Source organism: Chungangia koreensis (genome assembly GCF_042651785.1).
In the GTDB taxonomy this organism is placed as follows: domain Bacteria; phylum Bacillota; class Bacilli; order Bacillales_A; family Planococcaceae; genus Chungangia; species Chungangia koreensis.
Genome location: NZ_JBHSEC010000014.1, coordinates 173,019 through 196,616, shown reverse-complemented (window position 1 = coordinate 196,616; position 23,598 = coordinate 173,019). Strand labels below are relative to the sequence as shown.

27 protein-coding genes and 1 pseudogene are annotated in these 23,598 nt (G+C 40.7%); 11 read left to right on the top strand and 17 right to left on the bottom strand.

From position 1 onward, the window contains the following. Positions 1–52: 52 nt before the first annotated feature. The 3 genes from ACFOZY_RS08720 to ACFOZY_RS08710 are packed head-to-tail and all read left to right on the top strand — an operon-like array spanning position 53 to position 1,811. Positions 53–313 (top strand): STAS domain-containing protein, encoded by a 261-nt coding sequence (locus ACFOZY_RS08720; protein WP_378154521.1) that lies wholly within the window; start codon positions 53–55, stop codon positions 311–313. Between the two features lie 26 nt (positions 314–339). Continuing rightward, positions 340–759, top strand: coding sequence for a universal stress protein (locus ACFOZY_RS08715; RefSeq protein ID WP_378154410.1), 420 nt, complete (start codon positions 340–342; stop codon positions 757–759). 59 nt (positions 760–818) lie between these two features. Next, positions 819–1,811 (top strand): P1 family peptidase, encoded by a 993-nt coding sequence (locus ACFOZY_RS08710; protein ID WP_378154408.1) that lies wholly within the window; start codon positions 819–821, stop codon positions 1,809–1,811. Between the two features lie 83 nt (positions 1,812–1,894). Here ACFOZY_RS08710 and crcB read toward each other — a convergent pair whose 3' ends face one another. The 4 genes from crcB to ACFOZY_RS08690 form a co-directional block, all read right to left on the bottom strand. Continuing rightward, complete coding sequence (gene crcB / locus ACFOZY_RS08705) at positions 1,895–2,239, bottom strand: fluoride efflux transporter CrcB (RefSeq protein ID WP_378154406.1); 345 nt, start codon at positions 2,237–2,239, stop codon at positions 1,895–1,897. Beyond that, the gene (locus ACFOZY_RS08700) at positions 2,236–2,577 is read right to left on the bottom strand and encodes a fluoride efflux transporter FluC (protein WP_378154404.1); all 342 of its coding nucleotides are present in this window, start codon (positions 2,575–2,577) and stop codon (positions 2,236–2,238) included. The genes crcB and ACFOZY_RS08700 overlap by 4 nt, the downstream gene beginning before the upstream one ends. Positions 2,578–2,634: 57 nt before the next feature. Continuing rightward, a complete protein-coding gene (gene murB, locus ACFOZY_RS08695) occupies positions 2,635–3,549 on the bottom strand; it encodes a UDP-N-acetylmuramate dehydrogenase (protein WP_378154402.1) in 915 nt (304 codons plus the stop codon). 73 nt (positions 3,550–3,622) lie between these two features. Further along, a complete protein-coding gene (locus ACFOZY_RS08690) occupies positions 3,623–3,928 on the bottom strand; it encodes a winged helix-turn-helix transcriptional regulator (RefSeq protein ID WP_378154400.1) in 306 nt (101 codons plus the stop codon). A gap of 185 nt (positions 3,929–4,113) precedes the next feature. On the opposite strand from ACFOZY_RS08690, the gene ACFOZY_RS08685 reads away from it, so the two are divergent. Then, positions 4,114–4,638, top strand: coding sequence for a YceI family protein (locus ACFOZY_RS08685; RefSeq protein ID WP_378154398.1), 525 nt, complete (start codon positions 4,114–4,116; stop codon positions 4,636–4,638). 73 nt (positions 4,639–4,711) lie between these two features. Here the strand turns inward: ACFOZY_RS08685 and ACFOZY_RS08680 are convergent, their stop codons facing one another. Then, positions 4,712–6,892: a putative bifunctional diguanylate cyclase/phosphodiesterase gene (locus ACFOZY_RS08680; protein WP_378154396.1), complete on the bottom strand. Its 2,181-nt coding sequence runs from the start codon at positions 6,890–6,892 to the stop codon at positions 4,712–4,714. Between the two features lie 222 nt (positions 6,893–7,114). On the opposite strand from ACFOZY_RS08680, the gene ACFOZY_RS08675 reads away from it, so the two are divergent. Beyond that, positions 7,115–7,507, top strand: coding sequence for a DUF2500 domain-containing protein (locus ACFOZY_RS08675; protein ID WP_378154394.1), 393 nt, complete (start codon positions 7,115–7,117; stop codon positions 7,505–7,507). Between the two features lie 55 nt (positions 7,508–7,562). Here the strand turns inward: ACFOZY_RS08675 and ACFOZY_RS08670 are convergent, their stop codons facing one another. Beyond that, the gene (locus ACFOZY_RS08670) at positions 7,563–8,270 is read right to left on the bottom strand and encodes a DsbA family oxidoreductase (protein WP_378154391.1); all 708 of its coding nucleotides are present in this window, start codon (positions 8,268–8,270) and stop codon (positions 7,563–7,565) included. 125 nt (positions 8,271–8,395) lie between these two features. Between ACFOZY_RS08670 and ACFOZY_RS08665 the strand changes: the two genes are divergently transcribed. Then, positions 8,396–9,769 (top strand): FAD-dependent oxidoreductase, encoded by a 1,374-nt coding sequence (locus tag ACFOZY_RS08665; RefSeq protein WP_378154388.1) that lies wholly within the window; start codon positions 8,396–8,398, stop codon positions 9,767–9,769. Between the two features lie 367 nt (positions 9,770–10,136). Here the strand turns inward: ACFOZY_RS08665 and ACFOZY_RS08660 are convergent, their stop codons facing one another. Together ACFOZY_RS08660 and ACFOZY_RS08655 are read right to left on the bottom strand one after the other, a co-directional pair. Next, positions 10,137–11,063, bottom strand: coding sequence for a manganese-dependent inorganic pyrophosphatase (locus tag ACFOZY_RS08660; protein WP_378154519.1), 927 nt, complete (start codon positions 11,061–11,063; stop codon positions 10,137–10,139). A gap of 102 nt (positions 11,064–11,165) precedes the next feature. Next, a pseudogene (locus tag ACFOZY_RS08655) lies at positions 11,166–11,549 on the bottom strand (RrF2 family transcriptional regulator); the annotation flags it as partial. A 163-nt stretch (positions 11,550–11,712) separates the two neighbouring features. Between ACFOZY_RS08655 and hmpA the strand changes: the two are divergent. Both hmpA and ACFOZY_RS08645 read left to right on the top strand, forming a co-directional pair. Continuing rightward, positions 11,713–12,900 carry an NO-inducible flavohemoprotein gene (hmpA, locus tag ACFOZY_RS08650; protein WP_378154386.1) on the top strand — a complete coding sequence of 396 codons (1,188 nt, stop codon included), beginning with the start codon at positions 11,713–11,715 and terminating at the stop codon, positions 12,898–12,900. A gap of 151 nt (positions 12,901–13,051) precedes the next feature. Continuing rightward, complete coding sequence (locus ACFOZY_RS08645) at positions 13,052–13,849, top strand: GNAT family N-acetyltransferase (RefSeq protein ID WP_378154383.1); 798 nt, start codon at positions 13,052–13,054, stop codon at positions 13,847–13,849. A 76-nt stretch (positions 13,850–13,925) separates the two neighbouring features. Here ACFOZY_RS08645 and ACFOZY_RS08640 read toward each other — a convergent pair whose 3' ends face one another. The 3 genes from ACFOZY_RS08640 to ACFOZY_RS08630 form a co-directional block, all read right to left on the bottom strand. Further along, a complete protein-coding gene (locus ACFOZY_RS08640; protein WP_378154381.1) occupies positions 13,926–14,717 on the bottom strand; it encodes a GNAT family N-acetyltransferase in 792 nt (263 codons plus the stop codon). A 63-nt stretch (positions 14,718–14,780) separates the two neighbouring features. Further along, a complete protein-coding gene (locus ACFOZY_RS08635) occupies positions 14,781–15,851 on the bottom strand; it encodes a hypothetical protein (RefSeq protein WP_378154379.1) in 1,071 nt (356 codons plus the stop codon). Between the two features lie 88 nt (positions 15,852–15,939). Next, complete coding sequence (locus ACFOZY_RS08630; RefSeq protein WP_378154377.1) at positions 15,940–16,986, bottom strand: YkvI family membrane protein; 1,047 nt, start codon at positions 16,984–16,986, stop codon at positions 15,940–15,942. A gap of 156 nt (positions 16,987–17,142) precedes the next feature. Between ACFOZY_RS08630 and ACFOZY_RS08625 the strand changes: the two genes are divergently transcribed. Then, positions 17,143–18,816 (top strand): methyl-accepting chemotaxis protein, encoded by a 1,674-nt coding sequence (locus ACFOZY_RS08625; protein WP_378154374.1) that lies wholly within the window; start codon positions 17,143–17,145, stop codon positions 18,814–18,816. A gap of 164 nt (positions 18,817–18,980) precedes the next feature. On the opposite strand, the gene ACFOZY_RS08620 is transcribed toward ACFOZY_RS08625, so the two are convergent. Then, positions 18,981–19,427: a hypothetical protein gene (locus ACFOZY_RS08620; protein WP_378154372.1), complete on the bottom strand. Its 447-nt coding sequence runs from the start codon at positions 19,425–19,427 to the stop codon at positions 18,981–18,983. A gap of 182 nt (positions 19,428–19,609) precedes the next feature. On the opposite strand from ACFOZY_RS08620, the gene ACFOZY_RS08615 reads away from it, so the two are divergent. Next, positions 19,610–20,569: a hypothetical protein gene (locus tag ACFOZY_RS08615; RefSeq protein WP_378154370.1), complete on the top strand. Its 960-nt coding sequence runs from the start codon at positions 19,610–19,612 to the stop codon at positions 20,567–20,569. Beyond that, positions 20,566–21,015 (top strand): hypothetical protein, encoded by a 450-nt coding sequence (locus ACFOZY_RS08610; RefSeq protein ID WP_378154368.1) that lies wholly within the window; start codon positions 20,566–20,568, stop codon positions 21,013–21,015. Before ACFOZY_RS08615 ends, ACFOZY_RS08610 begins: the two co-directional genes overlap by 4 nt. A 55-nt stretch (positions 21,016–21,070) precedes the next feature. Here the strand turns inward: ACFOZY_RS08610 and ACFOZY_RS08605 are convergent, their stop codons facing one another. The 5 genes from ACFOZY_RS08605 to ACFOZY_RS08585 form a co-directional block, all read right to left on the bottom strand. Further along, on the bottom strand, positions 21,071–21,856 hold the full coding sequence (locus tag ACFOZY_RS08605) for an SDR family oxidoreductase (RefSeq protein WP_378154366.1): 786 nt from the start codon (positions 21,854–21,856) through the stop codon (positions 21,071–21,073). A 100-nt stretch (positions 21,857–21,956) separates the two neighbouring features. Then, positions 21,957–22,100, bottom strand: a complete 144-nt coding sequence (locus tag ACFOZY_RS08600; RefSeq protein ID WP_378154364.1) for a hypothetical protein — start codon at positions 22,098–22,100, stop codon at positions 21,957–21,959. 122 nt (positions 22,101–22,222) lie between these two features. Next, entirely contained in the window at positions 22,223–22,747 is a 525-nt protein-coding gene (locus ACFOZY_RS08595; protein WP_378154362.1) for a type 1 glutamine amidotransferase domain-containing protein, read from the bottom strand. A 66-nt stretch (positions 22,748–22,813) separates the two neighbouring features. Continuing rightward, positions 22,814–23,155, bottom strand: coding sequence for a DUF3147 family protein (locus ACFOZY_RS08590; RefSeq protein WP_378154517.1), 342 nt, complete (start codon positions 23,153–23,155; stop codon positions 22,814–22,816). Between the two features lie 2 nt (positions 23,156–23,157). Continuing rightward, a complete protein-coding gene (locus ACFOZY_RS08585; protein WP_378154359.1) occupies positions 23,158–23,571 on the bottom strand; it encodes a MarR family winged helix-turn-helix transcriptional regulator in 414 nt (137 codons plus the stop codon). Positions 23,572–23,598 lie beyond the last annotated feature (27 nt).

Genomic DNA, 23,598 nt, shown 5'->3' with positions numbered 1-23,598 from the left:
AATTTCCTGTGTTACAGTGAAAAAGAAGGTGTTAGAAACTGGCGTGAAGAATATGTATACAGTACATGGTCAATTATTCTTTGCTTCAGTCCAAGACTTTACAGCCAAAATCGATGAAGTGGAAAAGGTTGAGCAGATCATCATCGGCTTTTCTGATGCCCATATTTGGGATGACTCAAGTGTAGGTGCTGTAGATCGGGTATATGTAAAACTGAAGGAGAAATCCCAACGGATTGAATTCATCGGCCTCAACGAGTCAAGTAAGAGACTGGTTGAACGTCTTGCCGTATATCCGATAAAGGGAAATGATTGATTTTTCACATTCGAGGGGGTTGCCTAATGTATCGAAAAATCCTTTTGGCGGTAGACGGCTCGGATCATTCTGAACGAGCTGCGACCGAAGCAGCGAAAGTAGCCAAAATCTCACAGGATACAGTCGTGACCTTGCTTTACGTTATCGACTATTCGAAATCCCGTTCAGACGTTATGCATGTTCAAAGCAATGAAGAAATGCATTTGGAACGACGAAAGTTGCTTGCGGACGTCGAGAAATTATTGAATCGAGAAGGAATAGAATATGAGGTGAAGTTCCTTCATGGCGAACCAGGCCCGACAATTGTCGAACATGCGAATCGTGAGAAGTACGATATCGTCGTCATTGGCAGTCGGGGACTGAATACCCTGCAGGAAATGGTGTTGGGTAGTGTCAGCCATAAGGTGGCCAAACGTGTACACGCTCCAGTTTTGATTGTAAAATAACTACTAATAATGACCTTTTCCGCTTTCGGAAAAGGTCTTTTATCAATGGAGGAAGCGAAATGAAAAGAGGAAAATGGAACGTCATTACGGATGTGGAAGGCGTAAAAGTCGGACATGTTACGCTATATGAGAAATTGAATGAGGATGACACAATCTGCACAGGAGTCACGGCAATCTTGCCTCATAGCGGAAACTGGTTCAAGGAAAAAGTACCAGCTGCGAGCTTCGTCTTAAACGGGTTCGGAAAAACTGCGGGATTGATACAAGTCGATGAGTTGGGTGTAATAGAATCCCCGATCATGCTTACGAATACTTTTAGTGTTGGAGCTGTATTGGAAGGAACCATGGGGTATATGCTTCATGAAAATCCTGAAATCGGAGATCAAACCAGTTCTTTGAATATTGTCGTCGGCGAATGTAACGACAGCTATTTGAATTCCATGCGTCTTATGGCGGTCCGTCCTGAGCATGCTGAACAGGCAATCGTTAAAGCGGAGTCCGGTGTCTTTGAAATGGGGGCAGTCGGCGCGGGAAAAGGAATGATTTGCTATGGGGTGAAGGGTGGAATCGGCAGTTCATCCAGAATCGTCGAGGGCGAGAACTATCAGTATACAGTTGGTGTTTTAACATTAACGAACTTCGGTCGTGCTCATGAAATTAAAATTGCGGATTGGGCTCCGGACGATTTAGAGAAACCTGACGGCTCAGTAATAATCGTCGTCGCAACCGATGCACCAGTAAACGAGCGGCAGCTTAAACGTTTTGCTAAACGCGCCGCAATCGGTCTTGGACGAACGGGCACACACGTACATAACGGCAGCGGAGACATTATCATCGCATTCTCTAACGGCTATATGATCCCGCATGAAAGTACGGAAATGTATACCGAAAATGCGATTCTTCGCGATGATTCAGCTGTAATGAATGATCTTTTCCAAGCGGTCATTGAAGCGACTGAGGAAGCGGTCTACCAATCAGTCCTGCATGCAGAAACAACTATTGGCCGGAAAGGACGCGTTGTTGAGAAAGGTAATTTCAAGTTAAACAAGTAAGTCAAAGGGAGCCTCTGAATAAGGGCTCCCTTTGTTATTTCCACTTCTCATTATGATGACTTTCAGCGGAGTTCTTTGGATGATCAGGATAAACTCCAACCCATCATAAATAGCAGTAATCCACCGATGAGAGTCAGTACTACATAGATCAAAGACTTGAACGGCAATTTCTCTTCTGCCAACTCCACCGCATCATACATGAATGTAGAAAATGTTGTAAAAGCGCCTAAAAACCCTGTGATAACGAGTGTTCGCCAATTCAAATCATCCCACGCAGCACGGGCAGCCAGTCCCATTAGAAAGGAACCTAACAGATTTACTGCCATCGTTGCAGAAAAGCCCGAATTTAAACGCTTAAACAGTTTTGACGTCAAATACCGGGCAATGGCTCCGAAAAACCCTCCAACTGCCGTCAAAAGGATCATCATGCCTGACCGCCTCTCTTTCTACCTGCATTCAATCCGAACCAGCAGAGGAAAAAGCAAAGGATAGTCATTCCAATTCCATACAATATACCAGCAATGAAGTCATGGGCCAACAAGTCAAACCACTGTTGCGAAAACGCCGAGAATGTCGTGAACGATCCGATCATACCGGTACCGAAGAACAGTATCCATTTAGATTGACCTCTTAAACGTCCATTCATATACCCGAGAGCTAAGCTTCCTATTCCGTTCACCAACCATAGAGCGGCACCGTCCATATAACTTGTTACAAGCAAACGTAGTACTGCGCCAACCGCTCCGCCGAGCCCGACTATCACCACATGACACACCTTCTCCTAAAAAAATAGTGTCCGGCTACAAAGGGCCGGACACGTCAGTTACATCGGTTCTTCTCCGACGATTTTCACTTCTAATTCAAGATCAACGCCAAATTTTTCTTTTACAGTGCTTTGGACCATTTCGATTGTTTGAATATAATCCGTTGCAGTTGCCCCGTTTTTATTGACAATAAACCCGGCGTGTTTCATGGAGACTTCCGCACCACCGAAGCCTTTTCCTTGTAAATCACTATCTTGGATCAGCTTTCCTGCAAAATACCCGGGCGGGCGTTTAAATACACTACCTGCTGAAGGGTATTCGAGCGGTTGTTTCGATTCGCGTTTGTATGTTAAATCAGCAATGGTTGCATCGATTTCTTCTTGCACTCCATATGCCAATCCGAACTCTGCAGAAAGTACGTAATAGCCTTTTTTTGCAATGACACTCTTTCTGTAGTCAAGTTCAAGTTCATCTTTTGAGAGGACCTTAAGTTCCCCTTCCGGCGTTAATACGGTAGATTGGATGATAACATCCTTAAATTCCCCACCATAAGCTCCGGCGTTCATCGCCATGCCGCCGCCAATGGTACCTGGAATACCGCATGCGAACTCAAAGCCTGTCAAACCTTCAGCTGCTGCTTGTTTAGATACTTCCTTTACGTCTGCTCCACCTTCAGCGTATACATGAGTTCCGTCAATTATAATCTTGTTCAACTTCGAGAAGTTCACTACGATTCCACGGACACCGCCATCACGGACAACCATGTTAGAGCCGTTTCCTAAAAGAAGAATCGGAATACCGTTGGAGTGGGCATATTTAACGACAAATTGTGCTTCTTCTTCATTTTCCGGTACAACAAAAACGTCTGCGTTACCACCCATTTTAGTTGCTGTATGGAGATTTAATGGTTCGTCTATTTTTATATTATTACTGCTGATCTTTTCACTTAATGCCTTAAACCATTCAGTTTTCATGGAGTCAATTCCTTTCAAAAAACCTTCTCACCTATCATAGTATGCGGACATAGTCATGACAAGTGCCATTTCATTAACACCAGTCTTGCGACCATTGTTGTATGCCCTCAATTGTCGTCTTAAGACCCAATCCTTTTTCAGTTAAAGCATATTCGACTCTCACGGGAACTTCAGGATACACTTTTCGCTCTACGAGCCCTTCCTTCTCCAGTTCTTTCAGTCTTTCAGAAAGAAGCCTTCCACTGATTGGAAGTGCAGATTCGATTTCATTGAATCGTTGAGAGCCTTCAAGTAATTGATATATGATTAAAGCGGTCCACCGCTTTCCTAAAAGGTCCATAGCTTTCGCCAAACGCGGACATAAACACTTTTCTTTCATTTAAATCCCCCCATTTTCTATAATATTATACTCCTTTTTCATCTAAAGTAAACTTCAGTGTAATTAAATGACTAATAGTATATTGGTGAAAAAAAGTAACCAAATTAATAAAAATATCTTGACTTCAAGGTTTATGCATTTTATATTGTGTATAGAAAGATTCTAATTTTTAGGAGGAAGAAAAAATGGCGAAATATAATGTTGACTTGGCACACTCTGAAATAGGCTTTTCTGTTAAACACATGATGGTTTCAAAAGTACGTGGAAGCTTCTCAAACTTTGAAGCGGAATTGGAAGGTACTCCTGAAGATTTAACAGGAGCAAAAATTGAGTTTAAAATCGATGTGAACAGCATCAATACAAAAAATGAAGACCGTGACAACCACCTTCGTTCTGCTGATTTCTTCGATGTTGAAAATTATCCATCGATTACATTCGTAGCTACTGACATCGTCAATAAAGGCGACGGCGAATATGATGTTACAGGTGATTTAACGATCAAAGATACAACGAAGAAAGTGACATTTGAAGCTGAGTTTGGCGGCAAAGGTACTAACCCATGGGGCGTTGAAGTAGTAGCATTTTCAGCTGAGACTAAGATCAACCGTAAAGAGTTCGGCTTAACTTGGAATGCAGCACTTGAAACTGGCGGCGTTTTAGTTGGAGAAGATATTAAAATCGATATCGAACTTGAAGCAAACCCTGCATAATTCTAATCACAAAACCTCCTCTCGAAATCGAGAGGAGGTTTTTTACATTTTCAGTACAAAAACTCGGCAACAATCATTTCGATTCTTGCGCCTTGAAGTAGTTGACACTCCGTAATGCCAATGCCTTCCTTGGAAGAACCGGTTTACTTATTAAATAGCCTTGGATTTTCTCCGCACCCATTTCTTTCAGAAGCGTCAATTGCTCGATCGTTTCGACACCTTCCATAACAGTGTTCAACCCGAGGCCTTTTGCAATATCGATGATGCCTTTTAAAATCATTTTCGACTTATCCCCATCACTTTCCATAATCATTATGAACGAACGATCCACTTTTAAATGTTGAATCGGTAATGTTTTTAAGATTGAAAGCGAGGAGTAGCCTGTACCGAAGTCGTCAAGCGCTGTCTGAATACCAAGCGCGTTCAATTCATTTAATATGGAGAGTGCCAGTACACTATTTTGAACAGCTACAGACTCGGTAATTTCAAATAGTAGTTTATCAGTCGACACTGAAGTCTCCTTCAGCAGACTTTTAACATCATTTATGAATTCCGGGTGCATTAGCTGTTTAATCGAAATATTAATGCCTACTTGGAAGTGTTCTTCCGTTTCCTGCTCCCACCGATTGACTGTTTGAGCTACCTCATGCATCACCCACCGACCTACTGGGATGATTAAATCAGTGCTTTCCAAAACTGGTACAAATTCAACTGGCGAAATTTCACCAAGAGCTGGTGAATTCCATCTTAATAATGCTTCATATCCTGTTATTTTCTCTGACTGCAATAAGTACAACGGCTGATACACTAAGTGGAATTCATTGTTTTGTAAAGCTGTAGCCAGATTTTTTTCCATGAGGCGGACACGTTCATGCTGTGTACTCAATTCCTTCGTGAACAGAACGTATCGGTTCCCGCCCATGCCCTTTGCATGCTGTACGGCTAAAGATGCATCTTGCAGCAGTACATCGGAACTGACGCCTTTCTCGTAATGCCGGATTCCGATACTGATTGTCATCCAAAGAGATTCTCCAGAAGGTAGGATCACTGGACGGTCAGCACTTTTTAGAATTGAATCCATCGTTTTATAGATTTGCTCTTCAGAATTCGAATAGGCAGTTAAAACAAATTCATCCGCTCCAACCCGATATAACTGATTAGAAGATACAACAGTCTGTACCATCCGGCTCAGTTCGTAAAGTACCCGGTCCCCACTCTGATAACCAAAACGGTCATTGATATTCTTAAACCGATCGATATTAATGAGAATTACATAAAGTGAACTTTTCGATTTTTTTTCAAATGCTTCCTTTAAATCTTCCTCTAACTGAACACGGTTCGATAATCCCGTTAAAAGGTCTTGTTTTAATAGCCGTTCTTTCCTAATTTTGTACTTCTTCAACAGAAGATAAATCGTAAGTAATGCCAATACTCCCCCTGCTATGAACAAATAATTTCGCCAAAAAAGGAAAGTCACTGCCTGTTGGCTTTCGCTTGAATATGTATCTAAAACGACATACCAGTTTGGGACAACCTGGTTATATTTAATAAAATGGGCATCTTGTTCATTTACTAACTCTCTGCCTTCAACATGAGCTTCCATATCCCCAAGAAAAATATCGGAAAACGGGATGACCGCATTCACCTTAAGATCATTTGCTGTTGAGACGATGATACGCTGGTTAGCACTAAGTGAGGCTTGACCTGAAATGTCCAACCCTTTAGACACGTTAGACATCATTTCTTGTGCATTGATGGTTCCTGAAATAACCCCTACCACTTCTTCGTCCACCATTACCGGGAAGCGAATAGCGGCTGCGAATACGTCTGGCTCTACTTCAAATACATCACTATATATAGGCTCTTTTGAAGAAAGTGCGAGATTGACAGATTCTCGGTCTGGTATTTCCATACTTCTTCCTTGAGCTGTTAGCATTCTTCCTTCTTTAGTTATATAGGATAAGCTTTCAAAAGTTTCCAACGAATCCTTTTGCCGATTTAAGAAGGTGACGATCAGATCATCGTTACTATGGATAAAAGACAAATAATCAGCCATTAATCTCATATTAGCTATCCGTTCAGCAATGTATTCCGAGGACTCTTCTGACATCCTCTCTAATATAAATTCAGATTCTTTGTCCACTGATTTCACAACATGATTAAGCGTCAAATTGTAATTGATAGCTGTTACGGCGATGATACAAAGAATTAACATGGTGATTAGTCCATACTTGTTTTCTTGCCGATTTGACATGGATGGCTACACTCCGTTTTGGGTTCCATTAAATAACAATACATGAAAGGTTTCCATTTCCATTGTCGAACACTGTCGGAAATTAGTCAATGCTTCCCATTAATTTTATTTACAATAGTTTGATTCATCGAACTATTGTTTTAACGATATAATAATTTCGTCTGAAACCAACTCCACTTTTATACGTATATAAATCTTGAGTAAGGGAAAGGGGAAGAGCAGATGGATTATCCTATAATAGAGGGACCTGGTTTTTTTGAACGCACCTTCCTTGGCGGAGGTCCTGGCCTATTTGGTGTATTTTTTGCGTTATTATTCATTTTCATTATTGGGATGTTCATATTCGTGATTGGTTCCAGTATAAGGCAATGGTCGCAAAACAATAGTTCACCACGTCTCACCGTACCGGCAAAGGTAGTGACAAAACGAACAAATACAAGAGGTGGCAGTGGAGATAGTAGTGCAAGTACTACTTACTACGTCACATTTGAAGTATCAAGCGGCGATCGCATGGAATTACAGTTGAATGGACAGGAATACGGCATGCTTGCCGATGGGGATATGGGAATCCTGTCATTTCAAGGCACCAGATATCTTTCTTTTGAGCGCAAGTAAAAAAAGGGATCACAAAGTCCAACTCCACTTTGCGATCCCTTTTGCATGTTAACTATTAGATATCACAGCTGCCATCAGTGCAAAGGCCGCCTTGATCTGATCCGAATGTCTTTAGCTTCGGCTTTAATCCCTCTTCTTCTGCAACTTGTCGAAGCGCATCTTGGAATACCTCCGCTGGCTGTGCACCAGAAATGGCATACTTATTATTCAATACGAAGAAAGGCACACCTTTCACTCCGATTTGCATCGCCTCATTTATATCGGCGCGAACATCCTCTGAATACTGATCACTTTCAAGCACTTTTTCTGCTTCTGCACGTTCTAAGCCTACAGTCTGTGCCAATTCCAAAAGTACCTCATGACGACCAATCTCTTTTCCTTCAATGAAATATGAATGTAAAAGAAGTTCACTTAGTTCAGCTTCTTTGCCTTTTTTCTCAGCAAACTTAGCAAGCCGATGTGCATCAAACGTATTGGCAGGCTTCATCTTGTCAAAATTATAATGGAGACCCACTTCTTTAGCGCGATCCCCTATTTGCTGGCTCATTTGCTTCGCAGCTTCTACAGTTGTTCCATATTTTCGTGCGACCATTTCTGCCGTGGATTCTGTTGAAACCTTAGGAGCATCCGGGTCCAATTCATACGCTTTGAAAGTGATGTCCACCTGTTCTTTATATCCTGTCTGTTCCAGTGACTGTTCTAACAATCGTTTACCGATATAGCAAAAAGGGCAAACATAATCTGACCATACTTCAATTTTCATTTCCACTACACCTCATTTCTATGTCTAATGATAATTGCTATTACCCAAAGGAACAATTTTTCTGCTTCCGGAATAGTTTTCAATCTTTCATGGTATTACTGATGATAAGAACGGAGGTAACATTCATGGCGAGAACACTGTGGCTGGAAACGGCCTATCCGAAGAAAACGTATCCGAAATTATCTCAAGATGCACAGGCTGAAGTCGTCATTGTCGGCGGTGGGTTAAGCGGGTTGACAACAGCCTATCTCCTCTCAAAGGCTGGCAAGGATGTCATCCTCTTAGAAGGTAAAGAAATCTTAGCCGGAGCAAGTGGACACACAACAGCAAAACTAACGTCCCAGCATGACATCATTTACTCTGACTTGATCAACAAATTCGGGGAAGATGGTGCACGTGCCTATTTTGATGCAAGTGAAGAAGCAATCCGATTTGCCCGAGACTTCGCTAAAGAAGATGAACTAGTAAATGCAGATTCCGTATTATTCTCCCAAACAAAGCATGGCGACGAAATGATCCACCATGAGTGGAGAGCTTACCAACAGTTAAAGATTCCAGGAAGAATAGGGAAAGACTCTGAAATTCCCGTAGATATGATGTCTACTTTGACTCTTGCAGACCAAGCCCAGTTACATCCTGTGAGATTCGGTCAAAGCCTTGCAGAAAAAGCAGTCGAAGCTGGCGCAAGAATATACGAACATTCGCGAGTTCAAATGCTGAATTTAAAAGAGAATAAGGTCGTTCTTGAGAACGGAGCACATGTCCGTTATGGCAAACTGATTCTCTGCACTCACTACCCGGTAGAAGCGCTCCGTGGATTGCAAATTGCCAAATTAGTTGTACAACGATCATATGCCGCGTCCGCACTGACAAACAAACCATTAAAAGGACAATATTTAGCAGTTGACCAGCCTTCCCTTTCTGTCCGGACTTCTCAGATTGATGGCAAGTCCTATTTAGTCATCGGCGGCGGAAAGCATGAGGCAGGAAGCACATCGGATACCGAACCTTATTACGAATCACTTGTCGAAAAGGGCAAACAACTTTTTGGTTTATCGGATTTTTCACATCAGTGGTCCGCACAGGATCCGCAGACGCCAGATATTATTCCATATGTCGGGCAAATCACTTCCGGTCAGCCAGATGTATTCATTTCCACTGGCTTCAGAAAATGGGGCATGTCCAATTCACTTGTTTCCGGCCATATTTTACGTGACATCATTATCGGCAAAGACAACAAGGCAATCGACCTTTATGCGCCGACACGTTCCGATTTTGGTTCTATTTTGCTACAAGCATTGAAGATTAACGGCATGGTGATTGCGGAGTTTGTCGGTGGACGAGTTACACGGACTGATACTCCTACTTGTACTCATATGGGATGTAAAACACGCTGGAATGAAGCGGATGAAACGTGGGATTGCCCTTGTCACGGTTCCCGATTCTATAAAGATGGACGTGTCATGGAAGGTCCTGCTACAAGGCCGCTTGAATTGTAGAGGAATGATTTGATAGTAGACCTTGAGCACTTGGTTGGAAACTTTGGGCACTTGGTTGGAAACTTCGAGTGCTTGGTTGGAAACCTGGGGCACTTGGTTGGAAACTTCGAGCATTTGGTTGGAAACTTTGGGCACTTGGTTGGAAACTTCGGGCATTTGGTTGGAAAACTTCGGGCATTTCGTTGTAAACCTCGAGCACTTAGTTGGAAACCTCCAGCACTTAGTTGTAAACCTCCAGCACTTAGTTGTAAACCTCCAGCACTTAGTTGTAAACCTCCAGCACTTAGTTGTAAACCTCCAGCACTTAGTTGTAATCCCCAAACACTTCAGCAAAAAGCAGCCGGCTCCCTCGGGAACCGGCTGCTTCTTATTTCAATGCTTCAGTTAGTACTGGTACAATTTGTTTCTTACGGGACACTACACCTTTCAGCAATGCTGTGTGATTGTCAAATTGAACATTAAATGCTTGTCCAGCTTTCTCCGCTTGGGCTCCTAATGCTAAAGCGACCGAATCATTGTTCAAAATGTCAGTGACGACAAAGAAGAACAAATCAAGAGTTTTCTCTGCAATTTCTGCATTAATGAGTTCTTCCAACTCCGCTTGTCGGCCCATTACGTCATTCACATCAACAGCGTTCACTTGTGCAATGACAACTTTTGAATCACCCATACTGAACTCCTTTGCATCAATGGACAAAAGTTCTTCAAGCGTTTTATCACTTAAATCAGCGCCTGCTTTTAGCATGGCTAAACCGTATTCTTCCGCGTCAACGCCTGCGATTTCAGCCAATTGGCGCGCTGCCACAATATCTTGTTCTGTGCATGTAGGAGATTTAAATAATAAGGAATCAGAAACAATCGCCGAAAGCATGAGACCGGCAATATTCGCAGGAATCCCTACTCCATTTTCCTTATATAACTTATTTAGAATAGTTGCTGTACAACCTACTGGTTCTGCACGGTAGTAAATCGGATCAGCTGTTTCAAAATTAGCAATCCGATGATGGTCAATTACTTCAGTAACTTGAACCTCTTCAATATCATCCGCGCTCTGTTGGCGTTCATTGTGATCGACTAAAATCACTCGTTTCGCTTCTCCTGCTACTTTTTCAACGAAACGCGGAGCCTCGAAACCGAATTTGTCCAAAGCATATTTTGTTTCGTTATTGATATCACCTAAGCGAACTGCTTCTGCATTTATTCCTAATTCATTTTTAAGATGTGCATATACGATTGCCGATGTAATTGTATCTGTGTCTGGATTTTTGTGTCCGAAAACTAATACTTTGTCCATAATTTCCGCCTCCTGATCTTTATCTTTATCAGTCATAATCTTATCATAATTGCCGTCAAAAAGAATATTGGCCAATGTGTCGCGATTTAGCAAAAAGTCTGCCAATGTATAACCGTCCAATACTTCCAGATATGCATTTAATGCACGGTTTAACGCATGCTTTAATCCGCAAACAGGAGAAATAACACAATTATTTCTCGTTTCATCGAAACATTCGACTATATGGAAGTCATCTTCTGTCTTTCTCACCAACGTTCCAATATTTATATCTTCAGGAGGTTTAGCAAGACGGATGCCACCTCCCCGCCCTCGTATTGTTTCAATGTATCCTAACTTGCCAAGTTCGTACGTCACTTTCATTAAATGGTTTTTGGAAATACCATAGGCTTCAGAAATTTCTTTAATAGTTGACAGTTGTCCTTCCTTTTTCGCTCCTATAAACATAAGAGTTCGAAGGGAATAGTCTGTGTATAAGGTCAAGCGCATTTTTTTCACCTTCTTCGCATTACCATTATAACGATTGTGTCTTTTTCATGAAACAAATGTGTCCGAAATTTTAAAGATGTATTTCAAATATTGCTTTATAGTTTTTACAGGAGTATTCTGCGGGTAGTAGGACAAAACAAACACCATGAAAGGGAGTAATCCTATGCTTTCACAGCAAACAATCGATATCGTTAAATCTACAGCACCCGTATTACAACAACATGGAGTTACCATCACAACAGCCTTTTATAAGAGATTATTCGATGAACATCCAGAACTATTAAATATTTTTAATCATGCAAATCAAGCACGCGGACGCCAGCAAACTGCCTTGGCAAATGCCGTACTTGCTGCAGCACAACATATCGACAATCTGGAAGCCATTCTTCCAGCAGTAGTGAACATTGCTAATAAACACCGGAGCTTAGGAATAAAACCTGAACAGTATCCAATTGTCGGGGAAAACTTATTAGCTGCTATTAAAGAAGTATTAGGTGATGCCGCAACTGATGAAATTATCAATGCTTGGGCTGAAGCTTATGGTGTAATCGCAGATGCGTTCATTTCAGTAGAAGAGCAGTTATATCAAGAAACTGAAGCTAAAGAAGGCGGATGGAGATTCTTCAAGGAATTTGAAGTGGTAAACAAAGTAGAGGAAAGTAACGTCATTACTTCTTTCTATTTAAAAGCGGCGGATGGAAAGCCATTACCCCCTTATTCCCCAGGACAATATATTTCTGTACGTGTAAAGGTTCCTGGAGAAGAATATTTGCATATACGTCAATATAGTTTGTCGCAATCGCCAAGCCATGATGAATATCGGATATCTGTTAAAAAAGAAGAACAAACGAAGCCAGAAGGATTAGTTTCCGTCTTCCTTCATGAGTCGGTCAATGTTGGTGATCGAATTGAGGTCAGTGCACCTGCTGGGGTATTCTTTCTTGACACATCAAAAGATACGCCTGTTACTTTACTTAGCGGTGGTGTCGGCATAACACCGATGATGAGTATGTTCGAAACTATTGCAAACAAACAACCTTCCCGTCCAGTTGCGTTTTTACATGGAGCACAAAGTGAGAACCTACAAGCATTCGACGAACAGATTAAAGAGCTATTGCCTATAATGGAAAACGCTTCTTACAAAGTTCTATATTCCAATGAACCCGATGGCGGTTATATCACGAAAGAATATTTGGACGAGCATGCATTAAAAGGCGGAGACGTTTATGTTTGTGGACCAGTCGTCTTCTTAGAGCTCATGATCAATTACTTGGTAGATCTCGGGTATCCATTGGAAAACATCCATTACGAATTCTTTGGTCCAGCTGCGCAGCTTGAAATTTCCCATTAAATCTTTAACAGCATTGCTCTTTTGAAGGGCAATGTTTTTTTAATTGGAAAATAATTCGAAATAATTTTGCGAAAAATAGTAATATCTTAAAGAAATATGGTACACTTATCCTATAAATGAAAATGATTCTTTAGGCATAGGGTGATTGAGAATGGCACCAAATTATGAGAAAAAATACATCCCGTTGGCAAGGTATTTTGAAGAAGCTCACGCGTTAGAGATTACACTCTCTTTTGAAGCGCTCGAGAATATTTTAGGACAGCCTCTTCCGAATGCCGCCTATTTAAACAGTAGCTGGTGGAAAAAAACAAAGCCCCCCGCACGTCATTTCCACGCATGGACAACATACGATTATTACGTAGAAGATGTAGATCTTGCCAGATCTGTTGTTTTTAAAAGAAAATCAGAAAACGGTGCAAACGGTGGAGAAAACAAAGAAAAACAGGACATTTTAATTGTCCGCCAAGCAGAGTTGGACGATGCCCGTCCTTTGATCAATTTGCAGAAAGCGGTGGAATCTGAGTCTGATTTCATGCTTTACGGTGACGACGAACGTCAGCAATCCGTACAAGGAATCCGTAAGATGATCACTGAATTCAAAAAGTCCACTAAGTCTGCATTTTTCATAGCACTCTTAAATGGACAATATGCCGGTTACTTGGTAGTCATCGGCCAATCTGCTCCTCGTGCACAACATCGCGCAGGTATTGTCATCGGGGTTAAAGAGGAATACCAACGAAAAGGTATTGCGACAACGCTCTTAAAAGAAGCCGATCGATGGTCCGAAAAGGCAGGAATTACTCGTTTGGAATTGACGGTCGTCAAAGAAAATGAAAAAGCTATCGCCCTATATAAAAAGGTTGGATTCATAGAAGAAGGAATTCGGGTCAATTCCCTTCGAATCAATGGCAAAAAGACCGATGAACTCTATATGGCAAAACTTTATTAAACGTCTATTAACCCATGTTCAATCATGGGTTTTATTTTTTCATAAAAAAACCGGCCCTATTAAGCCGGTTTGACCCTTAAAATTTCCACATACACCACTTGCCGATATCCACAAATCCGATCCGCTTATATATATTCCCCGCAGCAGGGTTGTCATAAAAGAGGCAGAGCATCTTACCTTCCTCCAATAATTTAGAACAAATCACTGACATACAGTAAGAGGCATAACCCTTTTTTTGATATCCAGGAAGTGTTCCCACTCCGACAATCATGGCCGATTGACTGTTTTCTGCCGTACTTGAAGCCGAACTGACCATTTGTCCGTTCTCTTCTATGTAATAGCATCTCGCAAAACCCTTCTCTAATGACTGCCTTTTATGATCTGCATTGTAGTTTCCGCCTTCGAATTCAGGGATGCTTTTCATCAAGTCCGTAATTCGCACCGCATCATCCGGAACTGCCCGTATAATGTCCAGTTGTTCCGGAACGTCTGGCATTTTTTCAGCATTTTCGCATTTAGCATAATACATAACGCGCGGGCTCTCTGGCGTTTTTGTTAAGAAAGGGGACAGTTTCTCCACAATTTCCTCAATCCCGGAAAGATACGTGAAGTCTTGATCTCCATTCATAATTTCTGCAAAACCTTGCGCATCATATTCTGCTGGTGCATACGGAATATAATTTTGATCGTACTTCAATAGAACGCCACGCAACTTACCAGTATCGTCAAAATCGCCCCACACTTTTTGTATAGCAGAATCGAACCCATACCCTTCAATATCTCCGATAATGAATAAATTCTCTGCCGGTTTATTAGACACGAATGCCATTGTCTGCTGCCGATCTTCTTCTGTCAGTTGTCGGATCATCTCTCTCTACCCCCAAATGGTTTTAATGAATAATTTACCATATGGAATTTTTGGGGGCAATACTTATTTTCCATTAATCCTTTGCTCTATATCCCGAATCACTTCATTTCCAAAGTCTTCTGTAGTTTCTCCTACGACAATGAGAAATGCTTGCTCAAAAGAATGATACTCGATCGTTTTATCTACGATTTCCATAATCACTTCCAGACCTTCTTGGTCGACGAGTTTATCAACTAATTTTTTGGACTGGAAATAAGGATGATATCGTTCATCCAATCTCTTTTCATCCCAGTGAATATCAAACGCAATCTCATCGAAGGGCAATAATTCCTTTTCTTTCATCTCTTCTATATTCAGATCTTCATCTATAAACTGAAGGTGTGTAGAAATCCCTTCCTTAAACCAAGAGGGAAAATACTTAGGATCTCCCCCTTTTTCTAATACAGCCATGTGAAACCGATAGTGTGCATATTCATGAACCATTGTTTCATATAGAGACTGCCAACCGCTCTGTTTAAGAGGTATTGGCAAATATATCTGTTTCTCCTCACTGCGATAATAACCACTCTCAAAATGTGTTTCTTCCACCAAAAGACCCGAAATTTTCACATTTAAACCATCGTTCGATTGTTTACCAAAATAGTCATTAAACATAGTTTCATTATCATGTATTGCATCCATAGTTGTTTCGATTAACTTTTGATGTTCCTTTTCATGGGACGGATAATGCACTTTAATACCTTCAATCTCCAGCATTTCATACTTTTCTTCAAAAGCAATTGCTTGACCAATGGCATTATAACTTAATATAGCCACTTTATAAGAAGGTGTTAGAGCACTTCCTGTAACTAATGAAAATTGGGTTTGGATTAATATATTCAATATCAAAGGGACGAATAAAACTGGGATTGCAGCAACTGCAAATACAATGGCCAGAATATTAGTTGAACGTTTTTTCCTTTGATAGACTAATGATTGAATGGAATAAACAATAACGATAATTATAAAAACAAATGCCAATAAACTAATGATCACTCCACCTGTAAGATTAAAGAAGATATTCCCTGTTAATAACAGTACGAAAAACAAAATCAAACAAACAACAAACCCTAAAATTTTCAATATAATCTTCATTGCATCCCCTTATTGTTTTTACTTGATTTTACCATTAAAGGATTTTAAATAACAGAAAATTCCGTATTAAAGACTCCCGAGAGCTTTCTTATACAGCCCTTCTCCAAATCCAAGAGAAAATAATCGACCCCACCAGAAGGAAACCTAAATATCCCATCACAGGGTAGAGTGTAGAGACAAGCGTGGCAAAGTCTGCGAAGCTTAAGAAGAACGCTACGATTCCAAAAATGCCGACATATAGATTAAAGCGAGCATGGCTCGGATTAGTGAGTCTTGCACAGAAAGCGTATAGCATTCCGACCGCAGTATTATAGATTAATCCCAATAACACAAACGCCATGATCAACCCAAACCAAGGAGATATGATTTTCGCAATCAGCAGCATCGGCATTGGTGAACCTGCTACTACATCCATTTTTGCCACCATGGATACATTGATCAGTATGATTAAAATCCCTAATCCGATTCCTCCTATCGCTCCACCCCAGACGGCCACTTTCTCCTGTTTGACGGAGCCGCCCATAACAGCCAGCATCGAAGCTCCTGAAGCTATATTATAGGAAGCATATAGAAAAGCGCTTAACAGCCAGTGAGACGAAGCTGAAACTTGTTGAGCTGCGAGTGATAGCTGCTCAACTACGGTCCCCTCCATCGTAAAGAGAGAATAGCCGCTTAAGATAAAAACAACAATTAGGATCGCCGGAGTGAAAGAGCCGACCAAGGTAATAATCATCTTCGGATGCAAGACGACTGAGAGAATTGTGAAGACGATCATGATTAAACTTCCGATGTGTTTCTCCAGTCCAAATTGTTGTTCAAAAACTGCTCCGGCTGCTGCAATCATGACGACGGTTACACCTAACACACATAGCGTAATAATTAGATCTACTGCTTGGCCAACCGATTTTCCGCAAATATGATAGATTACGTCCTTATGAGAAGTGGTTTGTAGTCTGCTCCCAAGTTGAGCAAGCCGCATCCCGACTAATACGAAAAGAATTGTCGCCATGACCGCTCCTACAATGCCCCATGCTCCATAACTCGTAAAGAATTGCAGGATTTCTTGTCCAGATGCAAATCCTGCTCCGACAACTAGTCCGATATAGGCTCCTCCAATTTGGAGACTTTTCCTCACATATTCTCCTCCATTTTTCTATTTATGTTGAACATCTCTTCATGTATATGCAAAGAAGCCACAGTCCATTTTGGACCAGATTCTTTACAACACCTTCACATGCCGTTTACATTGCTATGCGAAAATAAGAAAAAACACCTACTTGAGAGGACGACTATGAGGCAAATGTCACGTTTATTCAATCTTTCATTTAAATATCGGTTATTGCTGTTCTTCTCCATCATTCTACTTTTGTCCACCGTAGTGATTGGCACTACTACTTATTTAAAGGCGAAAAACAGCACAATGGAACTCATTTCTTCCCGCTTAGACCGGGAAGTGAACATCATCAATGATTTAGCCAAGACTCTGATGACTATACATCTCGGAGACCGGGAGCAATTTATGGTAGACCTCGAGAAGGCCGTTAAACGCCAGCATGTCTCACTGGTCCAGGATGGACTCGGAGCAGATATGTACTACATAAAGGAAGGTCAGGCAATTCCATTCTCCGTAAGTAAAAACTCTGTACAGCTATCTGAACCGATTATCAAAAAGATTTCTGATTTAGGTAAAGGTACCATCCACGTAAATTTGTCAGGTGAGCCCTACACAATCAGTTTTTTCAAAGTTCAAGAGCTTGGCGGTGAATATGTGATTGCTCTTCCTGACGAAGACTATCTAACTTCAATTCATACGATTCGCTCGTTCATCGTCATTGCAATTGCTGTTGCATTAGTGCTTTCACTACTTCTTATTACAGTGGCTATTCAAAATGTGACTAAGCCTCTCATCTCCTTACAGCAAAAGATGAGAATCGTAAGAGAGGGTGATTTGAGAACAGACGTCGAAATACCCACTAATACGCCAGAAATCCAATCATTAGTCAAAAGTTTCCGCACAATGATTAGTAATATGTCTCAGATGTTAAAGGACATTAAACAAACAAGTGAGAGTCTTTCAGCGACTGGAACTCAACTAAATGTAAGTTCCTCTGATCTTACTCACAAAAACGACTTTATGAAGGATCAAATCACTGAATTAGAACTGAGTGCAGAAAATACAGTTCGTGCTTCAGAAGATCAAAAGAAAGCATTTCTTCAAATGAAAATTGAAATGGGAAGTCTGTTTAAAGAGATGGAAGAGGTTTTCAAAACATCTGCACAAACGGAAACTGTAGCTAACGACGGGGAAGCTTCCTTAGCGGAAGCTGCTTCTACTATGAACACTTTCTTCGATAGTATGAAGCGTGTCATTATGACAATTGAGGAACTTCATCATAAATTCCTAACAATCGAAGAAGTTACTGCATCGATCGGACATATTTCCGACCAAACACGGATGCTTGCACTCAATGCAAAAATCGAAGCGGCTCGGGCAGGAGAAGCAGGAACAGGTTTCTTGGTGGTGGCTAATGAGGTACAAAATCTTGCAGAGAGAACAGCTGCAGCCACAGGAGAAATCCAGCAAATGATTATGCTCATGGAAGAGAGCGTCAAACAATCTGCTGCAGACATTGAGGATATGCAGCAAAACGCAGAAGTGTTTGAATCGGTCACAAAAGAAAACCGCAAAAGTTTCCAAGATGCTGCGGAACATATTCATCATTTGAACAGTAAATTACATGTCATGAAAGAACATTTAACGATTCTACAAAATGTCATCCCTATACTTGAGCAGTCAACTATTGAAGTAGAAGAGGTTTCAGAAAATACTCGAAGGAATACACGAGAAATACTTCAAACATTCATTGAGCAGAATGAAGCTTTAAAAGAAGTGGAGAAGACAGGATCAGAGCTTGCCTCTCTTTCCGATAAGCTGCTGATCCATGCCGACCAATTCAAGATTTAGATTAATAGACATTACTTTTGAGCTGCCATCTTCCGTTTAAAAGGGGATGGTTTTTCTTATATTTGCAAAATAATTCTCTGTTAAAAGACACCTATTCTTCGAGTGTCTATTGAATCAACACTCTTGATACTTTACAATTTTCTTCCTTCACATTTTATCAATGACTAAGCTAAACTTCTCTTACAAATTACCCATTCCCCGGTTATTCGACAGCGATTATATTCATCCACCGCCCAGAATACTAAGGAAGAGAGTGTCGCGCTCCAGATGAAAAAGAACGAAATCCCACTAAAAAAATGCTCTGATTTAAATAGGTCCGGTTCCAATAGTAGCGTGAAAATGAAGGTGAATCCAAAACCAAAGAGAACATGAATCAGCAACGCCACACACATCCGGCCAGCACCTTCTAACTTTTTGACAATGAAATCAGATAAGCATGAAACAGGCAAACCATACACCCACACCAAAGGAACTGCATACATCGCATAGAAGAAGTATGCTCCGAACGAGCCAGTCATTGATTCCCCTTCAAATATCATGAGCCAGAAAACACATAGTAGAGGAGCTATAATTGAAGCAGCGATGGCAGCACAAACTTTTCTTTTAAACATTCAGATCCCCCCTTTATTTTTATTACCCAAGACTTACCCTTGAATCCGTTCAAACGGCAATCGCAGAAACAGTTTCACTTGTCATTTGAAGTTTGAATATTACTAATATTATAACGGAAGGGGTTACAAAAATATCCTGATTTGTTACAGTTGGATTAGAAAGAGTTTATAGGGGGATGAATATGAAGCCTGCTTTCCAGCAGATTTTTTGGGGATTCATCATTGTTTACTTTGAAATTCATTTTTTAGTCATCGATCTTTTGGCTGATCCAATTGGCTACTTTCTCATTTACAAAGGGCTGAAAATACTAACAGATCAATTTACAAAATATAAGTCAGTTAAAATGGTATCACTTTTGCTGATCTTCATTTCAGTTCCGGATGTTTTCATTAATAACACTCGGATGGAGGAAATCCAACCAGCCATTTTTGCGGACTATTATCTATTTGCCCTGTCCGTCGGAAATTTGTTGCTCATTTTCTTCATCTTCAAGATCATGCTTGATATTGCATTGAGTGTAGGCAACGAACCACTTTTAAAAAGAATACAGATCATCTTCCTGCTTTACATGATTTCATCGATCAGTACATTGCTCATCCAGCCATTCCTCTGGGGATTTGCAGCTGTTCTGTTGATTGGAATTTCGATAGCAACCGGAATATTCACCTTCATCATGCACATCATCTTCCTCATTCAGTTATGGAAATTCCGAAACATCGAAAGTTATAAGCCTAAAACAATTAATACGATAACATTCACATCTCTTCTTATATTTTTAGTTCTCATCATTGGAGGTGGATCGTATTATTTAACCTTGATTAAAACAAGACCTACAGCGGAAGATTTCAATCGGTTCATAGAGGACCGGTATGGCGTGGTTTGTATGGATGAATATTGCTCTAGTCTTGAACTTACCAAGAATACAAATGAAGATAGACAAAAAATATTAATGTTTTCAAACGGTTCCTCAGGCGAGTCCGAAAGCAGACTGTATAGAAACTACCGATATTTTAGTGATGATCCTAATTTAAATTATGTTCTTAAAATACATATCGTAGGAAAACTTGGGGAATTCGAGGTACTTGAGGAACACTCAAACATCTTCCATCTATTAGCTGTCTCCGGGGAAGGTGAAAGTTGATGCATATTATCTGCAGAAAGTTGATTGCCACCTATTTCACTGCTGCCCTCATTGGAATTTTTTTCGGATTTTTAATTGCAATTGATAGTGATAGTGAGCGTGCTGTGAGTTTCTACGGAATGAGTTTAGTTGTTCTCTATTATGGTGGAATCATTATTCTCCTGTATGGAAATGCCACTTCTTTCTTATCTGAATATATTAACAAGCGTTGGTTAAGGGACCAGACACACACATTCTTACTGTTTCATTTATTGTTCGGTATCGGGTTCGGCGTTTTCTTTAATCTTAAGGACGTTGTACTTTTAGGAATGTTAGGTGCCTTAATCTATGCTCTCACAGATCGTTTGTTATACAAAAGAAGAGAAGAAAGCAAAATTGCCTTTGTTTTTCTTCTTTCTCCTCCAGCTGTCTTTTTGTTAGGGATTGTGTTTTTTTGGGTTACTTGATCGTCAATAATGGCATAGAAAAAGGAGAGCTCACTGGTTGAGCTCTCCTTTTTTCTTAGTACTTATATGATTGTCCGCCATCAATCGGAACAACTGCTGCGTTGATGAAGTTCGCTTGATCGGATAGAAGGAACGCTACTAAGTATGCGACTTCTTCCGGTTTACCAAAACGCTTCATCGGGTTCGGTTGTACGAATTCTTTCCCAACCTCTTCCCAATTTTCTCCGCCCATTTGGCGAAGGGACCCTTCGACCATTGGAGTCATGATCGCACCTGGTGCAATTGCCTTGATGCTAACGCCAAACTGTCCATATTCAATAGCAGAGTTGCGTGTTAAACCGACAACCCCGTGCTTACTTGCCGAATAGCCCGATTGGTTTCCGACACCGCGGATCCCACCAACAGATGCTGTATTGACGACGGAACCGGAACCTTGCTTTTTCATTTCAGCAAGAACGTATTTCATTCCGTAGAATACACCGTTCAAGTTAATGGAAATAACTTTTTGGAACTCATCAATTCCAAAGTCTTCTGTAAGATTTTGCTTCCCTTCAATTCCGGCATTATTAAAGAAGCCATCAATTTTTCCATATTGCTTAACTGTATCTTCTACGTACTTTTTAACTTCTTCCTCATTAGCCACATTGGCTGTCAACAAAAGGACCTCTGCTTGAGGAGCAACTTCCAAAATTGCAGTTTTTGTTTCTTCAAGACCTTGTGTGTTTAAATCGACAAGGGAAAGCTTTGCACCTTCTTTAGCAACTTGTAATGCAGAAGCTCGTCCTAATCCTGAGCCTGCTCCCGTGATTAAAACCACTTTACCATCAAAACGATTCACCATTTAATAACCCCTCTCTCAGTTTAATAAATCTTGAATTCAAAGTAATTATAAATCTAATTAAACTATTTTGCCAAGAATCTGCTAAAAAAAAGGGAACTCTCTAAGTTCCCCGGTGCTTCGTCACTTCTTGTGGTGGATTGTTATGAATGACCTGATTAAGTTCTTTTGAGTATTCTTCACGTATATTTGTGTCTTTCGTCGGTTTCTTATCTTTCTTAAAGCTTGTTTTACTTTTCTTTGCCATCTCGTTCACCTCCAAAAGCTGGCGACTTATCAATGGTACTATGTGCAAAATCACGGTACCTATTCTAAATGAGAATGACAAAGAAAAGGATGAAAAAAGGAGCTCATGATGAGCTCCTCCAATTATTTCACTTGTTCTTCTAACACTCGTAATGATTCCCGGTTAAACGCCGGGATATCATCCGGCTGCCGGCTTGTTACCAATTGGTTTTGGCAAACGACGACTTCCTTGTCTGCAACTTTTGCTCCTGCATATTCCATGTCTACTTGGATGGATTTATAGCCCGTTGCATCACGGCCTTCCAATGTCTTCGCTGTAATTAGTAATTGTGGTCCATGACAAATGGCAAGTACCGGTTTTTTTGCATCCATGAACGATTTCGCGAATTTTACAAAACGTTCATCAGCCCGTAGCTGGTCAGGAGAGAAGCCTCCTGGAATGAATAGCGCATCAAAGTCTTCAGGCTTCACATCGTCAATTCCTTGATCGACTTGTACTGTGGCGACGCCCTGTTTCCCTTTAACTTCATTTCCGGCTTCTTTTTCAATCGTCACAACTTCATGTCCTGCGTCTGTGAAGGCTTTTGCCGGTTCTGTGTACTCGGAGTCCTCAAACATATTTGTAATGACTGTTGCAATCCTTGCCATATCCAATCACTCCTTATTTTTGTGGTCCTCTATTACTATTCCACTTTTGGATTAGACTAAACAACTTTAAGCCAATAGATGATTTTTCAGAACTTTGATGATGAATTCCTGTGCCATAAGAAATAAAAACCATCCTAAAATCCCAAAGAAAATTGAAAGAAATAGTGGTAATGAATTTTTTACGCTAAAGTAAACAATCACTAACATGACAGCAGTGGCAGGAAACCCCCACAAAACACCTAAAGCAAAGTTACTGATTGTAGTAGAAGATTCTCCTTGTACATTCAGCCAAATGATACTCAATAGACTGACCAAAGGAAGTGCAGCTATAATACCGCCATACGTCGGAAATCGTTTTGCTACTTCTGTAACAGCCGCTATGATGATGGCAGAGGTGATTACTTTCATCACTACATACATGACTTTGCACCTTCACTAATCAACCTGAATGCCTTCATTATCATCGACTTCTCTTCATCGGATAGGCTTCTAAGAATGACAGAGAGTTTATCTTCATCCAAAGCAGTGTTCCGGAACAGCACTTCCCTGCCACGATCCGTTAAGTTCAAGATTACTTTTCGTTCGTCAGTAAGATCTCGCTTTTTTTCAAGGAATTTCTTATCAATCAGTCTTTTCACATGCTCCGAAGCTGTATTTTGAGAAACATGCAGGAAGTCAGAAATCTCTCTAATTCCGACAGATGATGACTTTTCAATATGTTGAAGAATCCTAACGGCTTGATGGGTAATTTTTTCATCGTGTTCATAATGCAAATGGTAATAAATATCTGTCCAATACTCATTGATCATTTTCTCCATTGTCATAACTGCACCTCTTTTATTCGTCAACTA

Bases quoted from the DNA above. Each gene is read 5' to 3' on its own strand.
- ACFOZY_RS08680 (WP_378154396.1), bottom strand. From the start codon at position 6,892: ATGTCAAATCGGCAAGAAAACAAGTATGGACTAATCACCATGTTAATT.
- crcB (WP_378154406.1), bottom strand. From the start codon at position 2,239: ATGATGATCCTTTTGACGGCAGTTGGAGGGTTTTTCGGAGCCATTGCC.
- ACFOZY_RS08620 (WP_378154372.1), bottom strand. From the start codon at position 19,427: ATGTTTAAAAGAAAAGTTTGTGCTGCCATCGCTGCTTCAATTATAGCT.
- ACFOZY_RS08645 (WP_378154383.1), top strand. From the start codon at position 13,052: ATGGCACCAAATTATGAGAAAAAATACATCCCGTTGGCAAGGTATTTT.
- ACFOZY_RS08595 (WP_378154362.1), bottom strand. From the start codon at position 22,747: ATGGCAAGGATTGCAACAGTCATTACAAATATGTTTGAGGACTCCGAG.
- ACFOZY_RS08615 (WP_378154370.1), top strand. From the start codon at position 19,610: ATGAAGCCTGCTTTCCAGCAGATTTTTTGGGGATTCATCATTGTTTAC.
- ACFOZY_RS08585 (WP_378154359.1), bottom strand. From the start codon at position 23,571: ATGACAATGGAGAAAATGATCAATGAGTATTGGACAGATATTTATTAC.
- ACFOZY_RS08605 (WP_378154366.1), bottom strand. From the start codon at position 21,856: ATGGTGAATCGTTTTGATGGTAAAGTGGTTTTAATCACGGGAGCAGGC.
- ACFOZY_RS08720 (WP_378154521.1), top strand. From the start codon at position 53: ATGTATACAGTACATGGTCAATTATTCTTTGCTTCAGTCCAAGACTTT.
- ACFOZY_RS08625 (WP_378154374.1), top strand. From the start codon at position 17,143: ATGAGGCAAATGTCACGTTTATTCAATCTTTCATTTAAATATCGGTTA.
- ACFOZY_RS08675 (WP_378154394.1), top strand. From the start codon at position 7,115: ATGGATTATCCTATAATAGAGGGACCTGGTTTTTTTGAACGCACCTTC.
- ACFOZY_RS08600 (WP_378154364.1), bottom strand. From the start codon at position 22,100: ATGGCAAAGAAAAGTAAAACAAGCTTTAAGAAAGATAAGAAACCGACG.
- hmpA (WP_378154386.1), top strand. From the start codon at position 11,713: ATGCTTTCACAGCAAACAATCGATATCGTTAAATCTACAGCACCCGTA.
- ACFOZY_RS08670 (WP_378154391.1), bottom strand. From the start codon at position 8,270: ATGAAAATTGAAGTATGGTCAGATTATGTTTGCCCTTTTTGCTATATC.
- ACFOZY_RS08660 (WP_378154519.1), bottom strand. From the start codon at position 11,063: ATGGACAAAGTATTAGTTTTCGGACACAAAAATCCAGACACAGATACA.
- ACFOZY_RS08665 (WP_378154388.1), top strand. From the start codon at position 8,396: ATGGCGAGAACACTGTGGCTGGAAACGGCCTATCCGAAGAAAACGTAT.
- ACFOZY_RS08640 (WP_378154381.1), bottom strand. From the start codon at position 14,717: ATGATCCGACAACTGACAGAAGAAGATCGGCAGCAGACAATGGCATTC.
- ACFOZY_RS08635 (WP_378154379.1), bottom strand. From the start codon at position 15,851: ATGAAGATTATATTGAAAATTTTAGGGTTTGTTGTTTGTTTGATTTTG.
- ACFOZY_RS08690 (WP_378154400.1), bottom strand. From the start codon at position 3,928: ATGAAAGAAAAGTGTTTATGTCCGCGTTTGGCGAAAGCTATGGACCTT.
- murB (WP_378154402.1), bottom strand. From the start codon at position 3,549: ATGAAAACTGAATGGTTTAAGGCATTAAGTGAAAAGATCAGCAGTAAT.
- ACFOZY_RS08715 (WP_378154410.1), top strand. From the start codon at position 340: ATGTATCGAAAAATCCTTTTGGCGGTAGACGGCTCGGATCATTCTGAA.
- ACFOZY_RS08685 (WP_378154398.1), top strand. From the start codon at position 4,114: ATGGCGAAATATAATGTTGACTTGGCACACTCTGAAATAGGCTTTTCT.
- ACFOZY_RS08590 (WP_378154517.1), bottom strand. From the start codon at position 23,155: ATGAAAGTAATCACCTCTGCCATCATCATAGCGGCTGTTACAGAAGTA.
- ACFOZY_RS08710 (WP_378154408.1), top strand. From the start codon at position 819: ATGAAAAGAGGAAAATGGAACGTCATTACGGATGTGGAAGGCGTAAAA.